This is a genomic window from Bacillus sp. CCB-MMP212 (assembly GCF_022748145.1).
Taxonomy (GTDB): domain Bacteria; phylum Bacillota; class Bacilli; order Bacillales; family Bacillaceae_G; genus Bacillus_A; species Bacillus_A cereus.
Map to the genome: position 1 here is coordinate 305151 of NZ_JALDQE010000001.1, position 17141 is coordinate 322291.

Below are 17141 nucleotides of genomic sequence, written 5' to 3' on the forward strand. Positions count from 1 at the left end.
GCGGCCAGACAGGACTCTTTCACAAAATAACTATGGAGCTATTTGCTTATATTGTACTATCCTAAGGTACACTCTGCAAGTAACTCCTATTAAGGAGATTGTTTACTATGAAGGAGCTACGAAAATACCAATCTTTTAATTCAATTACTGAGATGGACAATTCTATTAGTGAATACCTGTCAGCGTACAAACTTAAAGAATCAGAGTACACAGTGTTATGGAAGCTTGCTTGTTACTCATGCAAATTCATAGGAGTTAGCTACCTCAAAGTAGACTCTATAGCTGACCTCACAGGATACTCTAAACGCACTATACAGCGTGCTCTAAAGGTTTTATCTGAGCTAGGAATCATTACTCGCATCAACCAATTCAAGCCTGTTAAGGGTGGCTATAGCGCTTCAATAACAGTGATCAATCCCTATGAGAGTCACCTTGCTAAGTCACCTTGTGAGGAATCTGCAGAGCCTACTCCTGAGTACATTGAGGAGCATCCTTCTCGTACAGATACAATTACTTACAAAACTAAAAGCTCTAAAGATAATACATACGTAGACGATCTAGGCATAGATGACTTAATTGCTGCTGATGTTCCTACTGAGTTCGCTAGCTTGGCTATCTCCTTCTTTGATGCAACTAAAGTGTACAAGTTATGGAGCCGTGTTCAATTAGCAGCACGTAAACATGCACCTGACTTGGCGGAACTAACAGAGATCGCCGTCTCATCAATACGAGCTAGTGTGCTGGCATCTAAGGTTAAGCATGTGCGTGACTTCACTGGGTACTTCTACGGAGTTGTGACTCAGAAGCTAACACAAGCACAGCGTTCTCTTAAGTGTCGTCTGTTTAATTTCCTTCAGTAGGATTACTATGAGTAATAGTTCTTTCTATGTGGTTGCTGTCCTATCTCAGTTTACACTAGAGGTGGAGCTATCTGGTATATGCTCGATTGGATACTGGGTAGGCATTCAATCTGGTTCCTGTCCTACCTCTATGGGTACAATCTATAGGTGACTTAGTAAAACTAAGTGAGCTGGCATCTCATCAGGCATATGCTCGATTGATTACCCGTTAAGATTTGTAACGGCAAAGAATGACCTCTCAGATTCCCTTGTATGAGATTCTGCGAAGTATACACTAGTGTTTGTACCTAAACAGGTTAACTTGCCTGTACAGTCTTCGTGTGAACTCTGTGAGGAAAATACGTCTTCCGAGCTCTAATGGTACCCAGACAGCTACTGTATATCGAGTGCGAAAAAAAAGTTTAACAAAAGGGTTGCGCAACTTCTCGAAGGCGTGTTAAGATGATTTCAAGCAAGGGAGGTGACAAACTTGCAAGAGAAACAACTGAGATACTTCACTAAGATTATGGACGCCTACTCCCTAGATTCAATCGAAGAGGCACAGAGGTTCTACAAACTGTTCAGCGCCCTCAAGTTATTACCACCGAGTAAACGCAAGGAACTAGTAGACCTATCTTTTGAGCGTATCAATGCAGGCAAATCCATTGTGGATAAGTAAACACAAATAGCCCTACCTAGCGAACACCCTGAGAAAGTGGCTAGATAAGGCTATGCAATTCAGTCGAACCAATACAGGCTCTCCCTCCATAGTAGCATGAGTAGGAATAGCTGTAAAGGTTCGACCTCAATAGGAGGCGATCTCATGAACGAAGAACTAAGAGAAGCCATCGTTGTTGTTAGTGGCTCTACAGCTTTCTTGTTTGGAGCTGGATACTTAGTCTGTTACTTAATCGTTAACTTCTAAGCTTCACCTATCTCATAAAACACTAGGAGGAATATCAATGAATACAACTGTACAGGTAACTAAAGAGGATATTGTTATGCACGAGATCGACACATTAGTATCTCATTATCAGGATGCACTATCTCGTATCACTGATAATGAGTGTGTCGTAGATACATTCCAACTAGGCATCATATATGTAGTAGTCCTGAGAGCAGGACGAATCTTCAAGACTCTTAACTTCAATCTACAAGAGTTGAATGAGGAGGCAAACTAATGGCATATACTGTATTGACTGTCTTAGGAATAATCGGAATGACTGTGGCTATGGTGGTTATGGATTTAGAAGAAGACCAAACTAAGGAGGAACTCAAATGAACTTATTCAAACGAGTACTAGCATGGGAGAAATGTGAAAGAGAGAACCTATTCAGCCAGCTCAAGGGTGACATACAAACCCATAAAGACAGACTTGTTAGTGGTGCTGAGTTCTATTTAGATGGTGAACGCTGGATAGTAACTGGTATGTCCGATCTCAAGGTGGTTTGGAGCTACAGAGAAGCAGACAGACGTGCTCATACAATGACCAATCAATTGACAGGTGAGAAAGCTAAGTTGAACATGAACCACATAAGTAAGATTAGAAAAGTTACGTACAACCGAGTGACTAATGAGGTAACAAGCCGTTGAGTATTAACACTAAACTCACTATCTCGTATCACTAATAAAGTTTGCAAAGTAGATACATTCCAACTAGGCCTTACGTATGTAGTTATCTTACGAGCTGGCAGAATCTCTAAAACTCTTAGTTTTAATTTAAACGAATTAACTGAGGAGGAATACCAATGAAAAAACGAATGGTTGTTTTCCTATCCAGTATTATCCTGCTGAGCGCCTGCAACAGTTCAACAATCTCCGAAGATGAGTATAACTCTCTAGAGGAAGGGATGACGCTCTCAGAGGTTGCAGATCTCGTGGGCGGTAACGGAGAGCGTACCAACTCTAATGGCTACACCAACGTAACTTATGATGGTGACGGTGAGGAAACTGGTGAGATTGACTTTGCAGTAATGGTATTCGAAAAGGGTAAACTAAGAGTATGGGATCGAGAAGATAATAACTAAGGGGGATAAACTAAAATCTCTAGAACACTCCCCTCCGAGCTGGCTCTCATTGAGTCGGCTCTTTTGTTTTCTTCCTCAGGGTTATCATTACGGTAATTGAAATTATAACTTGTGCTCATGTAAATACCCTTTATGAGATTGGCCTACTGGGGTTACACCCGATGTTACCAATGTGCATTCTCTCTGTAAACCTACCTTCCCCAGAGACACCTACCCCTACGGCCATAAAAATAGGTAGCTCCTCGGGATAGAAGCTACCTCAGTTAACCAAACAGCCATATGAAAGCTACCCAAAAGACAGTATTAAAGAGCGCGCCTACCAAGACTCCTCTGTGGAGATCACTCATCGACATTACCTCCTCTTATAGACTCATCACTAAAGCGTACAAAAAGCCTAACAGGAATACCGCTATAGCTAACTTGTCCATCTCATCACACTCCTATAGCTAGCTCATAGAGAACGACTACAGCAGCAAACAATATAGCTCCTCCAAACCAAACAGCACCAGCTAGCAGGAACATCCCACCATAGATATACAAGTAGGACTTAACTACATCCCACTTGTTATCCGGAGGAAAGCCTAGCTTCTTGAGGTAGCCATTGTTCATCTTGCACCTTATTTCATCTATCTCTTTTATCTCTTTGAGGTCATTATGATATTTATCTATCTTGCTTTCTAACTCGGATAGCTCCTTAGCTCGCCTCTCGTGCTTCTTATCTTCCTCTTGGAGCAGGCTATTGAATCGGTCTTCTAGTCTTACCACATTAGATCACTTCCTCTGATTGAATTAGGCTCATTAGTTCATCTCTTACAGGACTACATCTAACACAGCGTAGAAGTTACCGAAGGCTCCTAGTACCACTCGTTGGCCAGATATCTTTCCTCTCAGAGCTTGCCTTCCCCACTCAGTCAACTTGACTTCAACCACCGTAGGCATTCCCCCAAAGGTATCTAAGTCCACTAGGATACTTGTCTTAGTAGAGTCGGACGTTAGAGTCTCTGCTGTGTGGGCTACGATAATGTTGTGATCTCTGTTGCTGTTTCTTAGCTTAGTAGACAGGTTGTTAATAAACTCTAATTCTTGCTGTCTCATATTCGTCATATCTTAATCACCTTCCTAGCAATATGTGTCATTACTCCTCCGTTAGTCAGATCCATAGACCATCCTGTCTCAGTGTATACATCGTCTACAGCTAATGGAGTATACTTAATCTTCATAGCATTAAAGTGAGTATGACCAGGCATTAGAGCCGTCTTAAATTCCATCTTGCCATAAGCCTGACTAGCTTCTACAGCTACACGAGTACAATACTGGTCAAGGTTACCCTGATCGTCTATGTTGTCTACTTCTCTGTAGTCTACAATATAGCGCCCTACGTTAGGTATGCTCGTTAGGCTTCCCTCGTTAGTGTTATAGAATCTAGAGTAATAGCGAACTCCCTCAGTGTCAGCCTGTTGGGTACACACAAATACGTTAGGTGTATTGTAGATGTCGTACTCTTCCTCAGCTTCTATATAGGTTACTGACAAGTTGTCGTCCTCATAAGTCTTAGTAACTGGTCTCTCAGCAGGCTTCACATAGGGGAGACAGTGAATGACTCCTTCCTCATCTACATGTAATGCTTGGTAGCCAATACAACTAGCTAGGTCATTCAATACCTTGAGCCAACTCTCACCAGCTTGGTATATACGAGGTTTACCTGTTGAGGACTTATTGCTTAGAGGGACATCCACCTTAGCCGCTGGGAAGTTGTATCCAAACTTAACAGCTACTTGTGTATCTACTCCTGTGAGGATATCCTTAATCACTTTTGACCAACCGTAAGTTGTATCAGGCTTAAGAGTGAATGGATGAACTACCTTAGCTTGATCTAACAGAGATAGTAAATCGTATCCTTGTACATCTCTAAAGACACTGACTCCATTGTCAACACGTTTAGGACTATTCATCATGAAGATTCCTAGAGGTGCCTCCTGCCAAGTTCCTCCTTGGTTCCATCTTATATAAGGCTTAATGAAATTCTTCCTGTAGTCGATTGTATCTTTGAGAGGTGGTTTACTCTGTTCTTCATAGAGTACCTCAATCTTAATCATACTAGCTCGTGGATAATCATCAGACATACTGAGACGGTTAAACTCCCAGTTTAGTTCTACGAGGATATCCTTTGCAGTCGTACCGTTAGGGATACCTGCTAGGGTTTGTCCACTATTGTATACCTGCCAGCTAGACCATGCTCCAGTGCCTACCTTCGTTCTCGCAAAGAGTCGGCTTGTAGGGACATTGACTCCAGAGGCAGGATTCCTTTGGCCTACTACTTGGTCATAGATTAACTTAGCTGATTTAAACTTGGGAGCTACTCCATTAGTTACCTTAGTGTTGTCTATCTTGAACTGTGGAGAGTAGGCATTCTGCAAGAACGTGAAAGGTTGCCCTCCTCCTTCGCGAACCCAAGCGCTATCAATCCACATCTCATAGATTGCTCCTCCGTCCTCATAGCCAATAGCCATGTGAATGAAAGGACTATCACTGGAGAATCCACTAGGCATTGTCCAACTCCCAATCCACAACTTCCATCCGTTACCTAGCACGGTGCTAGTGTGATTAGTCGATAAGTGTTTACCTCCCCAGTCATTCGTCGAGCTGGAGCTACTAGGCACAAACCAAACGTTAGGTGAGTTGACTGTATCTTCTGCGCCTCCTCGTCTCATCTTAGAGACAAACGCATAATAGTAAGTCCTACCTACTACTCTCGATAGCTTCTTCTCAGAGTGGATACCAAAGTATTTAAAAGATGTATCGTTCTTGTACATACCCATAGCGTTGTTAATAACCCCTTGAGCATATGGATCATAAGTGATGTTATTTAAGCCTGTTGGTCTAAACGCTCTCCAACCCCACCTATATTGTCCACCTATAATTTCCCCCTCGAAGTCACCATTCCAGTCTTCCATTACTTCTTTCCTTGGAATGAGCTGGTCACCTTGGAGAACTGTGTTATACTCTTTTGTCCAGCTCCTCATAGGGAAATCTAGTGTAGTGAATGTATCTCCTGTGGTGATCGCACTGTATGTATCCGGTAGCGTCTCTTCTCGGAAACGGAAGTCTGCCGTGCGGTGTATGTTAGCGAAGGCTGAGTAGTTAACTGTAGCTGACTCTATATTGTTTAACTCTCTGATTACATTGAAGTTTGTATCTAGGAGTTCGTACCTAAAGTCCGTCTCCCTTATGCCATCTTTAAACCTTAAATCAGAAGCCATATTAGTTCCCTCCCTCTAGGATTACTAGTTCTTTGTTTAATTCAAATTGCTTTCTTGACACCTTACAAGTACGAACACTGTTGAGTGTACCCCCTAGCGGTTCGATAGCTTCTCTTACTAACCTCTCTGTATTCCCTCTCAGTTGTACTGCGGCTAATACAGGGTTACCTGACATAGCTACACACTGTTGAGTTTCCATATGCTCACCGTTCTCAATAAAGTTGACATTCACTTGGTAATAGTTCATTAGATGATACCCCTTTTCTGTAAGTTTAGTTTCATCTTGCCTTCTCTAGAGAGCGAATGCCTTTTATACTCTATCTCGCTGATCTCTCTAGGCTCTACACTCTGAAGCACCAATTGAGTTAGCTTGCTTGCTCCCTCGTAAGCACCCCTAATAGCCTCACCTGTAGCCTTCATTACCTCTGTTATGTTATCCTTCGTAGAACACATATGACTCACAGTGTATAACTCTTGGTTCTGACTGTAGGCTACCTCTATAGAAAAGTATTTCATTGTCATTAATCATCCTCCTTAGAAAAACTAGGGAGCCGAAGCTCCTCTAGTATTGTCTGATAGCTTGGTTTAAGCTACCATAGTTCATTCCTACATAGCCTTGCTCGTTAGCTGTCTGTGTTACCTTCTGCTCTACAGTTGCCTTGAGTTGTTCTCCATTAACGTCTACCTCACCAGAGATAGTGTGCTCATGTTTATGGCTGATCGTCAGTGTAGTTTTGCCTCCTGTGAATTGCTCTAAGCCTGTGCCTGCTAGTGCAACATTAGCTTCTTTGGCTACTCCTGAGAAGGCAGATCCTACTGCTCGTTGCATCGAACTCACTTGAGTTAATGCCGCTTCATACCACGTAGGGAAGAACGCTTCACCTGATTTATCTAAGTCACTAAGTGGCCCTTTCTTTGCAGGGGAGAACGGTAAGTAAGCTCGGATAGCAGCCATACCATCAGAGACAGCGTTCTTAGCTTTCTGGATACCACTCTTAACGCCATCAGTGAACGCACTCAATAGTCCCTTACCAGCATCCTTGAATGTTCCTAAGAACTCCTTCACTTGTTTAACCATGTTGTTAACACCTTTGTAGACTGAGTCCATAGACTTGTTAAATCCATCTACTACAGCATCCTTAAAGCGAGCTAGCATGTCTGTACCAGCTTGTTTGAAACTACTTATCTTATCCTTAGCAGCTTGAACCATATCGTTAAACTTCTGTTTAGTGTCGCTCAGTAGACTTTGTAGCTTGTTAACTGCATCAGTCTTAAGCTGATTGAATTTATCTACTACAGCTTGCTTCATATTGGACACTTTCTCCTTAGCATCGTTAACTAAACTACTCCATTTGTTAGCGTTGTCTTGAAGGAGGTTCTGTATCTTCTGGATAGCCGCCTGCTTAAGCTCCTCGTACTTAGCGACTACTTTGTCTTTCATCTCTTGAGCTTTATTTTTTGCGTTCTCTACCGTGTCATTCCATTTCTGTTTTGTATCATCAAACCATTTCTTAACAGCTTGAATCATCTTGTCGTGAGCATCTCCAATAGCCTTAGTCATTCCGTTCCAAGCATCCTTAACCTTGTCCCATAACTCTTGAGCGTACTTCTTAATCTCATCCCAGTTTTGATACAAGAGAACGCCAATAGCAATCACTGCTGCAATAGCTGCTACTACCCAGAACCAAGGAGAAGCCAACAGTGTCATACTCAACCGACCTAGCAACTTGATAGCGTCAAGTATCCATGAGCCAAACAATTTACCTATCTCGATTACCTTATTGATAGCCTTTCCTGTATCATCAATCCATGTAGCTACACTAATAAGAATGCTGAATGTTTTGAACCCTGCCCAGAGAGCAGCTACTAGAGGGATTAGCCAATTAGCATTATCCACTACGAACTGGATAGCATCACTCACTAGACCTAAAGCAGTATCAAGAGCGCCTGACTCCCTAGCCCACTCCATGAATCTATTAGCTAACTCGAATACTTGTATAGATACCGGCGCTAACGCTTGGATGATATCCCACAGAGTTAATACTAAGTTGCCTATGAATTGCATAATGACTGGCGTACTCGTCTTAACAAAGTTAACGAAGTCTTGGAAGGCTGTGCTCGATTGTAACCCCGCTGCCCAGTTAGCGAACTTCTGAGTCAGATCTACCATGCCATTCCCTAAGTCCATACCTAGAGGAGTGAATGCTATCATGATGTCGCTGAATCCTTTGAGGATATTACCAGCAGATTTCATTACCATTTCGAACATTGGTACCGCGAAGGTGTTCATATGCTCGAAGAACTTATCAGCTTTACCTTGAGTGATACCTTCGTTCATTTTTCCTATCATATTTGAGAAGGACTGTCCGACTCCTTGGAAAGAAGGGAACAATTTAGTCATTGTCAATCGAAGAAAATCTGTGGAGTTAGCTATGAGGTTTAACGTAGTAGGAGCCATTTGATTTTCCATCTCTCGCCAAGCATCACTGAGGTTGTTAATAGCTACTACAGCTTTCTTTTCTTCCTCGGTGAGATCTTCCATGATAGCCTGCACCAGAGCCATCTGTTTGGCATAACCTTTGGTGTCACCTGCTATCAGGGCTGCGTTAGCCTTGAGTTGGGCTTCCTCTAATTGGTTTGCTGTCTCTACGGTTTTACTTATCGTAGTAAACGCTAGAGCACCAAACCCAGCTGCAGCTATACCGGCAGTACCGAATAGAGAGGCGATTGCTCCTAGACCACCTAACAGAGCTGGAGTCATTGCGCTTGTTGCTATCGTGATACCGCCTATGATGGCTGCCATCTTCTTAGCCTCCGAAGAGGTTTGTCTAAACTGACTGCTAGCTCTATCTTGAGCTTGAATTATAATATCAATTACTGAGGCCACTTAGTAATCACATCCTTATGTTTATGAGAACGACAAATAAGCCTACCTGCAAAGTAGGTTAGAGAGATCCGTCCTCACTAGTTCTTAGTTATCAAACAGTTGGTTATAGATGTTCACATTGTTAGCATTGCTAGCGTTCTCCCTAGACTTACGGAACTTACGAGACATTCCAAGGTCATCCATCAATCTAATCAGGCGTCCCTCGAAGTCAACCATTGAGACCTTCTCATTGACCGCATAATCCATAGACTTGCCATTCTTGCGCCAGCTCTTAATTGTATTCATGAGAGCTAGGTCAATCTTAGAAATGTCTAGTGGGTCTAAGTCCTCATAGTTATTCTTGTACCATTCCATCATATCGCTATACCAGTCCTTCTCCTCTTGAGTGAGAGTTGCTAAGAAGTCTTTTGAGTACAACCCATGAATAGGCTCTCTACCCTTCTCTAAATTAATATCCCTCATTCGTTTTCCCTCCTCTGTAGTTGCTCCTGTGCTTCTGCCTCCATGGACAATACAACGACCGTTCTTGTGAGATGGCGTCGTAGAACAAACACGACCACTCCCAGTCACAGCTCCACAGATAGTCATTTCAGCCTTCAACACCTTCTTAATTTCTTTCATCTCGTCAGAATCTCTCAGGAGTTCACCGCTACGTATCCTATCTCTGATATCGTTTATGTACTCTCTGAGTCCTGCTTTTAGTTTCCTTGGGTTAGCCATCTTACTTCCTCTTTTGACCTAAACCCAGTGAGGCCACGTATTTGTCGTACTCTGCTTGTTCCTGTGGAGTCATCTTACTAGGAGCTTTCTTCTTGCCAATGCTAATGAGATAGTTATCGTACTCCTCTTGGTGTTCCTTGTTAAGTTTATCCTTCTTGTTCTTCTCATGAGTCGCCTTCTCTTCAGCTAATTTCTTCTCAGCCTTGTTTAACTTCTGAGCGAACTCCTCGAATCGTCTTTCCATTCTCAATTGCATATCTTTCATTTGTTGCTTTGCATTCATATTAGTTTCCTCCTCGCTTGTATACTTATCAGAAAGCCACCTGTTGTGTTGTGGCCGTTTGTCTGTTGTGTAGATCTCCGGTGGAGACAATTCACCGAGCTGGCTTCCTCCACCTGTGTAGTCTGGTTTCAGCGGTTACCAACTCAGCATCCATCTCTAGGTAATGCTATATAATATCCTGCCTCGCTTAGATACGAGATAGGTTAATCAATGTTTGATGATATAACTCAATGCCATTCTTTTCGAATATACTCTTAATAGCTCCCTCAATCTCTCGAGCAATAGTCTCAGCTTGCTCTTCTGCTTGTTTGAAATCTTCATCGTTCATACGCACTATCTCATTGAAGTCTTCATTTTGATTTTCATCTCGTAGACTAGCTATAGGAGCTAGGCTCTGTGTGTTTCCAAAGCCGTACTCTGTAGCTAAATCTTTAGACTCTACTGGTACTGATTTAAACTTAAAGACATCTTCCTCTATTCCTAATGCTTTATTGATACGAGCTGGAGCGACCACTGATAGGCGAGCCTTTACGTTATGCTTACGAGCTAAGTCTCCACGAGATCGGAACGTTTCTCTGATAGCTAACTGTTTCTTCTCAGCTACCTCCACTAACTTCTCTTGTGTAGACTCGATCTCCTTAGCTAAATCATCTAGCTTGCTTTGAGCTTTCTTTTGTTGAGCTAGAGCTTGTTTGTCATTCTCATCAATTACTAAGTTAGCCTCCACTACAGATAGAGCTTGTTGGATTTTAGCCTGATTAGATTGTGCCTGAGCTAGTTGGCCTTGTAGGTCTGACTCTTGAGCTTGCACCTTAGCCAATTCCTTATCAGCGTTCTCCTGAGACTTAACCTTTGTGTTTACACCTAATAAGTTTTTAATTGAGTTCATCATTTGTCATTTCTCCTTTGCCTCGTTAGGCTTTGTATTTGGCGTCCTCACTGGACAAGATGTGTAGCAAGTGTTACTATAGAGTTGGGATAGTCTAGGCTCATTCTCTGAGAATACCTACTGGGTCTACCTCTCTTAGATACTCTGCTGTGCGATCCAATAGTACACCTACATTGTAGAAGCTCATATATTTCTCGTTGATTCCGTCTCTGTGTGTAACCTCTCCTGAGATATCCTTACAGCCATTATCAAAAGTCATTACCTCTTCGAACTTGATTGACTTCTTAGGCTTATTCTTGTTAGCCATATTTACTCCAATGAAGTAGCTGTTAGTGTATTCGCCTCGCTGGACACTGATGTATCCTTTCTCTGCTAACTCCTTGATGTGATACTTAACAGTTCTAAGTGAGTATCCTGTCTGTTGAGCTAGGTCATCATATGTGATTTGCCCTCCTAGTGTTGCTACTAGCTTCACAGCTTCGAAGGTTACTAGTACTTTATCCTTAACAGTTACGTCCTTGAAGAACTCTTCTGTCTCGGTTAACTCCTGTTTAGACATTTCTTCATTATCTGTTGGGATTACTTCTTGTAAGAATTCTTCGTACTCCTCCTGAGTTGAAATCCCTGTGTAGCCATTCTCCTTACGCCATTCTAAATAGCTTGTCCAAGTCTTGTCCAATTAGATCACCTCCATATGTTGTTGTTTTAATAGTGTGTACTCACACTCGTCTACCTCTCTACAGTCAATACTAACTAGGCTAGTAATACCTGAGTCATATAATCTCATGTAGGCTGCTGTCAGGTTAGCTTTGTGCTCTATTTGTTTGCCATCTCCGCAAGATGCAATATGATGAGTCAGGAGCACTGTAGGTAACCCTTCAAAGCACCATCTCACAGTGTAATGCAAATAAGCTTTCTTCATTTACTTCACCCCTAGTTTTCTGAAATGGTCCCTCATTCGCTCTTCTCTGTTAGCGTCTAGCTGCTTAGCTTTAATCTCCATTAGTTTGAAATCTACATCGCTGTTCTTCTTAGGGATAAACATCTTGAATACTTTTCTCATTAGTCATCCTCTCCTTGACTTATACTGTTAGTGCTGGCTCCTTGTTACCTTACTGCTTTAACTTTACTATCTCGTTAATATCTTGAATCCCAAAAGCTCGAGCTATTTTGCCGATGCTACCAAGTGTGGCTACTTTATTCGTTCTCATACGAGTCAGGTTAGATCGTTCAATACCAGTCCGTCTCGATAGTTCAGCTAAGTTGATTCGATGCTTATCAAGTAACCCTTGGATATCAATGTAGCATTCCATTTCGTGTCCTCCTCTACAGTTTCTTTTCTATGTGTTGCAGCTAATTGGTGTTATTACCAGAGTCATATCCTATAAGTCCCATGTAGAAATAAAAGGAGCCAGCTCAGTAGTTAAACCAAGCTGGATATGATTGAGCCATTCAGAGAATGACCAATGACTTAATTAGTTGAGGCTCCCCAGCCTCATTCTACACGGAGGAACTTGCATAGGAGGTGCAATGTAGTTCCCGAATAGTTACGACTAAAAGGGGAAGTCATAACCATTAGACAAATACATTTTTGCTACCTCGTTTATCCTTCTATTTATAAAGTAGCTAAGTAGTAGTCCTCTTTTGTTCCTATACTATATAGTACGGTTGCTGTGCTGTCTTACTAATATAGTAGCTTCTCTATGGGGTGTTACTTATATAGTAGAGGTTCACCCCTCATTAGCCTTACACTTATATAGTAGCCCTGAGTTGCTATCTCATTTGTTCCCTTACATATATAGTAAGGAAACTGCAACTACCTCGTTTATCCTTCTACTCATATAGTAGAACTTTCGGGACATCCTCCTTAGCCAGCACCTCTAAGCTATCCTCCAATAGCATTTCCTCCCTCATCCCTACCCCTAGAGACAGCCTAAAAAGATGTACACTTTCTTGCACTCCGTACCTAATTCGGCTACCTCTAAACGGCTGTATCCCTTGGTGCCACTAGGGTTTACCCCTATATCCGGCTATCTCAAAGTAAGTCTATACGTGTGCTACTCTGGAGACAGACTATAGAGAATACCTAGAGAGAATTACTATATAGACAAAACTAATTAGAATACCTGTTAGTTAATTATTTAGATATTTAAAAGTCTACTAGAGGAGTAAGTCTCTAGAGAATAATCTTTAAAGACTTGTCTATCTCATTACAGAGATGGAATATCTTTAAAGGCTTGTCTCTAGAGAATAACTAATTAGTTCCCGTCTCCTATAGTTCTTTTGTTTTTAAATATTTAAATACCTAAAACCTAGAGAAGGATAACTAATTAGAATTACTTAAAGACGTCTCTAGAGAATAACCAATAGTCTGTCTCTATAACTACTAGGAATATGTAACTTAGGCTGGCTATATGGTACTTCGAGATAGGATTCTGTCATGTTGGTGCTGAGGAGAATAGCAACTCAGGGCTACTATATTAGTAGACGAGTTAGGAAACGGCACAGGGGAAGTACTATATATATGTAAGGGTTAAACGAGGTAGACAACTACCACGGTGCTACTTTAGTTATAGAACCAGCTAAGAACTGGCTATTTTATTTACCCAAATAGGCATTGACATTAATGTGTATACCTAAAAGGAGGAAGCTAATATGAACATTGAAAACAAGAGAGTGCTAGAGAGGTTTAACACTTATGTGGAATTTAATGGAGTGTCTATGGCGTTTGTGTCTAAGAAGCTCGGACTCAACACGAACAACGTCTATAAGTGGAGAGCTGATAAGATGCAGTACGGGAAAGAAACCTTGAGTCGGATCACTGAGTATTTAGATTCTAAGGAGAGGTAGACATATAAGAATAAAGAAGGGTTTCACATAGCAAAACAGGGTTGAGCCTTAGAGCCACAAGGGATTGAGCCTGTTTTTATCGACGCATTTTTTGACCCTTATTTGGATAATCGACGCATTTTTTGACCCATCTATAAATCACGATACTAGGAGGAACAGACAAATGATTACAATTAAGGAAGCTAAGCAGGTATTAAACGAGGCAGGATACGACACTTTATCGCCAGCTCAACAGGAGGCTAGAAAGGAGTTCGCTAAAATCGAGAAGGACAAGCACCACTACAGCAGAATGATTCTCGATAGGTACGATGCCATTAAGGAAAACCTAACACTACAGCAACACGGACTCCTACTCTACTTAGCAACTTGCATGAGTATCGGCCATGAAGGTTTCTTGTGTGACGACAGAGGAGATCGCATCAGTGTTAAATCCCTGGTGAATAAGCTAGGAAAGACTCGATCTCAGATTAATAAAGTACTATCAGAGTTGGAAGCTAACGGAGTAATCACACGAGTGACCGAAGGGAAAACAACTTATGTAGATATGAACGATGCAGTTTACATTTGCGGCAAGCTAGAAGGCGAATACAAAACAGTGAAATTATTCAAGACTCACCTCCACGAGAAGGCAAAGGACTTACCACTTAATACTCTAGGATTGTTCGCCTTGTTGCTAACTCAGATGAACTGGAAGACAAACCTAGTAGTCGAGAATCCCAACGAGGCAGACGCTAGTAAGCTTATTCTACTTAAGCGATCTCACTTGATTGACACTCTAGGAATCTCAAAGAACACCGTTAAGAAATTAATGGACGAGCTCAACAGAGCTAGGCTAATCGTTGAAGTTAAATCAATCACAGAGGCTATCTGTTTAGATCCAAAAGCTGTGAGCAGGCAAGCTAAGAAGATTACTTTTGAAGAGCTACTGGACAATATCGAAAAGGCTTCTCTCTCTCGTAACAACTTTAAGAAATAACCCCTACCAAATAAACCTCGTGTTAACCCACACTAAACAAGACCTGCCTCTCAGGTCGAAGGAGACTACAATGACAAATGAATTATTCGAGTTATGGATGCCAGTTAAAGGATACAAAGGATTATACGAAGTAAGCGACCTCGGTAGAATCAAACGATTAGAACGATATGTAATCAATGAGTACGGTAACGAAGAGATCCTAGAGGAGCGCATCCTCAATCAGTACAACGGAGAATACAAAACCGTCTCCCTCTACAGAGACGGCAAACAAGACTGGATAAGTGTACACAGGATAGTCGCACAAGCCTTTATAGATAACCCTCATGGTAAACCTTGTGTGAACCACAGAGACTTAGACAAATGGAATAATGATGTAAGGAATCTAGAGTGGGTAACTCACAAGGAGAACACCCTACACTGGATGCAAGCAAGATCCTCTAAAATAATAGCTTCATAGGCTCACCCCTTGAGCCACCACTGATAAGCCGTCCTCTCTAAGAGGGTGGCTTAAACTTCAGAGGTAGTTAAACTAACTCTCTAAAACTAAGATGGTTGCCAAAAACAACTATCTAAAACCCCAAGGAGGAATACCAATGAAACTAAACCTAAGCATGTTGCCAATCAGCAGCCAAGTGAGACAGACGATTGAGAAAGCCTACACAGGTACAAGTCAAATGGAGATGCTGTCCCCTGAGACTTGCCTCGATGTCCTAGCTGAAATGATCTACTATGGTAAGCCGACTACAGAGCCAGCACTCAAGAGTATGCGCCCTCAATTGTACATTGCTATCGTAGCCCACTGGGGTTCTGTAGAGACAGCCATCTCGCAAGTACAGACTCCTAAGGTGAAGGTGAAGAGTTTGGCTAAACAGGAAAGAGAACACAATAAGTATTTGCTTGGAGTATGCTAAGGAGTTAGCCTAATGGGGTTAGCTCCTTTTCTTTTGTCTACCTCGTGCATACAATTTATGCATCAGGTCTAGTGAGCTGACAGCGATAGTATCGCCTTCAGGGGGGCGCTTTAACCGACACCCTTTGGAGCTGGCTTATGCATTACATAACTCAGGTATACCTGCTACACAGTTTATGCGTATGAGGTGACTATGTTTCTACCTCCCTTCCTCAAAGGAAGTGAGTAAATGAGTTAGCGGTCTCATCAACGATAAACTAACAGTCATCCCATAGAGAACGCATCCATTGAGGTACAACTGCATAGCATCCTCTCCCCTATCCTTCTCTCTAGTAAACCACCACTCTCTCATGATACTAAACTGTGACTTAGTAGAGTTCGTCCTCTCAAAGAACTGCTGTAGCCCTCTATCTGTCAGGACTCTAAGCTTGTAACCAGCAGGCATTTGTATGTATCCCTGCTCAGTGTCGTCTACCTTGGATAGCAGATCAGTCATGCTCCTGTACCCTATCCTACTCATGATTATATCTTTAGCTATGTAGTTACCTTGGTGAGTACGGATACTGCCTAGTGGTGTCTCTATGGTCGTGAACATATTATCCCCTCCTCTTTGGTTATCATTATAGGTGAGGACTGGGAGCCACCTCAATAGTAATTCTATATATTGCATATAGGTAATACTGGGGTATGACTGGTGAGCTAACCTCGATTGTCCGACTCTACAATTCTAAAAAAAAATCTAATGTGGTAATCCGGTGAGCTGGCAATCTCTATAGACTTGTCGCGTCTGTGACGCACTGCGTCGGTAGGTACGCTGAGGTGTTGTCTAGAGGGGATTGTCTAGGGAGGTAAATACTAGGGGGTCGATTTTCCTGTATGATTTCTCCTCTGTAAAGTCACTACCGATACGTACACACACCCCTATGGTTATATTTGTAGGGGTACCCCTAGGTGGTGGTGGCTGGTGAGAACGGTGGCTACTGAGCTGGCTGACTCATAGCACTGCTCCTTAGTCCACACTGTAGGCACACACCCTTAGACACGCCTAGCATGATCACACTGAGGAGGCAAGGCACTAGTAGCACAACAAACATATAAACCTCCCTCTTAGATACACTACATAGCAACGTATACTGTCTCGTGTGTAGCCTAGCAGGCATAGCACTGTAGCCATACACATAGGTGTATACTGGTGAGGTAGCAGCACTGTATGTATACACTGGTGAGGCAGGACTAACAGGTAGCACTATATGTACCCATCTCACAGGAGCCTCTGTGTAGGCGTATACTAACAAGACAGTCTAACAGTCCTACTCATATAGATACCATCTCATACAGAGGAATCTGAGGAGCCTCACGGGTACATCTGTATGCGTACCACTGTAGGTAAGACTGGTGAGGCAGGATTAAGAGTTGGCTAGCTCGTTGTAACTACAAAAGTTACTACCCATAAGATTTCTTATGTAAACTAGCAGGATAGCTCAGCAGGTATGCTCTAGG

At 42.2% G+C, this 17141-nt stretch carries 21 protein-coding genes; 9 read left to right on the forward strand and 12 right to left on the reverse strand.

The window, feature by feature from the left end; all coding sequences use genetic code 11:
• The first annotated feature begins 107 nt into the window (after positions 1 to 107).
• The 5 genes from MRP26_RS01520 (at position 108) to MRP26_RS01540 (ending at position 2866) form a co-directional block, all read left to right on the forward strand.
• Complete coding sequence (locus MRP26_RS01520; protein WP_098834575.1) at positions 108 to 860, forward strand: helix-turn-helix domain-containing protein; 753 nt, start codon at positions 108 to 110, stop codon at positions 858 to 860.
• Positions 861 to 1320: 460 nt separating this feature from the next.
• Complete coding sequence (locus tag MRP26_RS01525) at positions 1321 to 1518, forward strand: hypothetical protein (protein WP_240517818.1); 198 nt, start codon at positions 1321 to 1323, stop codon at positions 1516 to 1518.
• A 283-nt stretch (positions 1519 to 1801) separates the two neighbouring features.
• Positions 1802 to 2020, forward strand: coding sequence for a hypothetical protein (locus tag MRP26_RS01530; RefSeq protein ID WP_242805879.1), 219 nt, complete (start codon positions 1802 to 1804; stop codon positions 2018 to 2020).
• A 97-nt stretch (positions 2021 to 2117) separates the two neighbouring features.
• A complete protein-coding gene (locus MRP26_RS01535) occupies positions 2118 to 2432 on the forward strand; it encodes a hypothetical protein (protein WP_242805880.1) in 315 nt (104 codons plus the stop codon).
• A 155-nt stretch (positions 2433 to 2587) separates the two neighbouring features.
• A complete protein-coding gene (locus MRP26_RS01540) occupies positions 2588 to 2866 on the forward strand; it encodes a hypothetical protein (RefSeq protein ID WP_197233723.1) in 279 nt (92 codons plus the stop codon).
• 432 nt (positions 2867 to 3298) lie between these two features.
• Here the strand turns inward: MRP26_RS01540 and MRP26_RS01545 are convergent, their stop codons facing one another.
• From MRP26_RS01545 to MRP26_RS01595, 11 genes are all read right to left on the reverse strand, one after another.
• The gene (locus MRP26_RS01545; RefSeq protein ID WP_242805881.1) at positions 3299 to 3631 is read right to left on the reverse strand and encodes a hypothetical protein; all 333 of its coding nucleotides are present in this window, start codon (positions 3629 to 3631) and stop codon (positions 3299 to 3301) included.
• Between the two features lie 335 nt (positions 3632 to 3966).
• Positions 3967 to 6126: a hypothetical protein gene (locus MRP26_RS01550; RefSeq protein ID WP_242805883.1), complete on the reverse strand. Its 2160-nt coding sequence runs from the start codon at positions 6124 to 6126 to the stop codon at positions 3967 to 3969.
• A gap of 1 nt (position 6127) precedes the next feature.
• Entirely contained in the window at positions 6128 to 6373 is a 246-nt protein-coding gene (locus tag MRP26_RS01555) for a hypothetical protein (protein WP_242805884.1), read from the reverse strand.
• Entirely contained in the window at positions 6373 to 6648 is a 276-nt protein-coding gene (locus MRP26_RS01560; RefSeq protein WP_242805886.1) for a hypothetical protein, read from the reverse strand. Before MRP26_RS01560 ends, MRP26_RS01555 begins: the two co-directional genes overlap by 1 nt.
• A gap of 40 nt (positions 6649 to 6688) precedes the next feature.
• Positions 6689 to 9013 (reverse strand): phage tail protein, encoded by a 2325-nt coding sequence (locus MRP26_RS01565; RefSeq protein ID WP_242805888.1) that lies wholly within the window; start codon positions 9011 to 9013, stop codon positions 6689 to 6691.
• 84 nt (positions 9014 to 9097) lie between these two features.
• A complete protein-coding gene (locus tag MRP26_RS01570) occupies positions 9098 to 9733 on the reverse strand; it encodes an HGGxSTG domain-containing protein (protein WP_242805890.1) in 636 nt (211 codons plus the stop codon).
• A 1-nt stretch (position 9734) separates the two neighbouring features.
• Positions 9735 to 10016: a hypothetical protein gene (locus tag MRP26_RS01575; protein ID WP_061663707.1), complete on the reverse strand. Its 282-nt coding sequence runs from the start codon at positions 10014 to 10016 to the stop codon at positions 9735 to 9737.
• Positions 10017 to 10203: 187 nt separating this feature from the next.
• The gene (locus tag MRP26_RS01580) at positions 10204 to 10908 is read right to left on the reverse strand and encodes a hypothetical protein (RefSeq protein ID WP_242805892.1); all 705 of its coding nucleotides are present in this window, start codon (positions 10906 to 10908) and stop codon (positions 10204 to 10206) included.
• Between the two features lie 97 nt (positions 10909 to 11005).
• On the reverse strand, positions 11006 to 11584 hold the full coding sequence (locus MRP26_RS01585; protein ID WP_242805894.1) for a winged helix-turn-helix domain-containing protein: 579 nt from the start codon (positions 11582 to 11584) through the stop codon (positions 11006 to 11008).
• Entirely contained in the window at positions 11585 to 11827 is a 243-nt protein-coding gene (locus MRP26_RS01590; RefSeq protein ID WP_242805896.1) for a hypothetical protein, read from the reverse strand.
• A gap of 190 nt (positions 11828 to 12017) precedes the next feature.
• On the reverse strand, positions 12018 to 12218 hold the full coding sequence (locus MRP26_RS01595; RefSeq protein WP_098834562.1) for a helix-turn-helix domain-containing protein: 201 nt from the start codon (positions 12216 to 12218) through the stop codon (positions 12018 to 12020).
• Positions 12219 to 13560: 1342 nt separating this feature from the next.
• Between MRP26_RS01595 and MRP26_RS01600 the strand changes: the two genes are divergently transcribed.
• From MRP26_RS01600 to MRP26_RS01615, 4 genes are all read left to right on the forward strand, one after another.
• Complete coding sequence (locus tag MRP26_RS01600) at positions 13561 to 13755, forward strand: hypothetical protein (protein WP_242805898.1); 195 nt, start codon at positions 13561 to 13563, stop codon at positions 13753 to 13755.
• Positions 13756 to 13918: 163 nt separating this feature from the next.
• Complete coding sequence (locus MRP26_RS01605; RefSeq protein ID WP_242805900.1) at positions 13919 to 14731, forward strand: MarR family transcriptional regulator; 813 nt, start codon at positions 13919 to 13921, stop codon at positions 14729 to 14731.
• 70 nt (positions 14732 to 14801) lie between these two features.
• Positions 14802 to 15188: an NUMOD4 domain-containing protein gene (locus MRP26_RS01610; protein WP_242805902.1), complete on the forward strand. Its 387-nt coding sequence runs from the start codon at positions 14802 to 14804 to the stop codon at positions 15186 to 15188.
• A gap of 136 nt (positions 15189 to 15324) precedes the next feature.
• Entirely contained in the window at positions 15325 to 15642 is a 318-nt protein-coding gene (locus tag MRP26_RS01615; RefSeq protein WP_242805904.1) for a hypothetical protein, read from the forward strand.
• A gap of 198 nt (positions 15643 to 15840) precedes the next feature.
• Here MRP26_RS01615 and MRP26_RS01620 read toward each other — a convergent pair whose 3' ends face one another.
• Positions 15841 to 16236: a hypothetical protein gene (locus tag MRP26_RS01620; protein WP_242805912.1), complete on the reverse strand. Its 396-nt coding sequence runs from the start codon at positions 16234 to 16236 to the stop codon at positions 15841 to 15843.
• Positions 16237 to 17141: the final 905 nt, after the last annotated feature.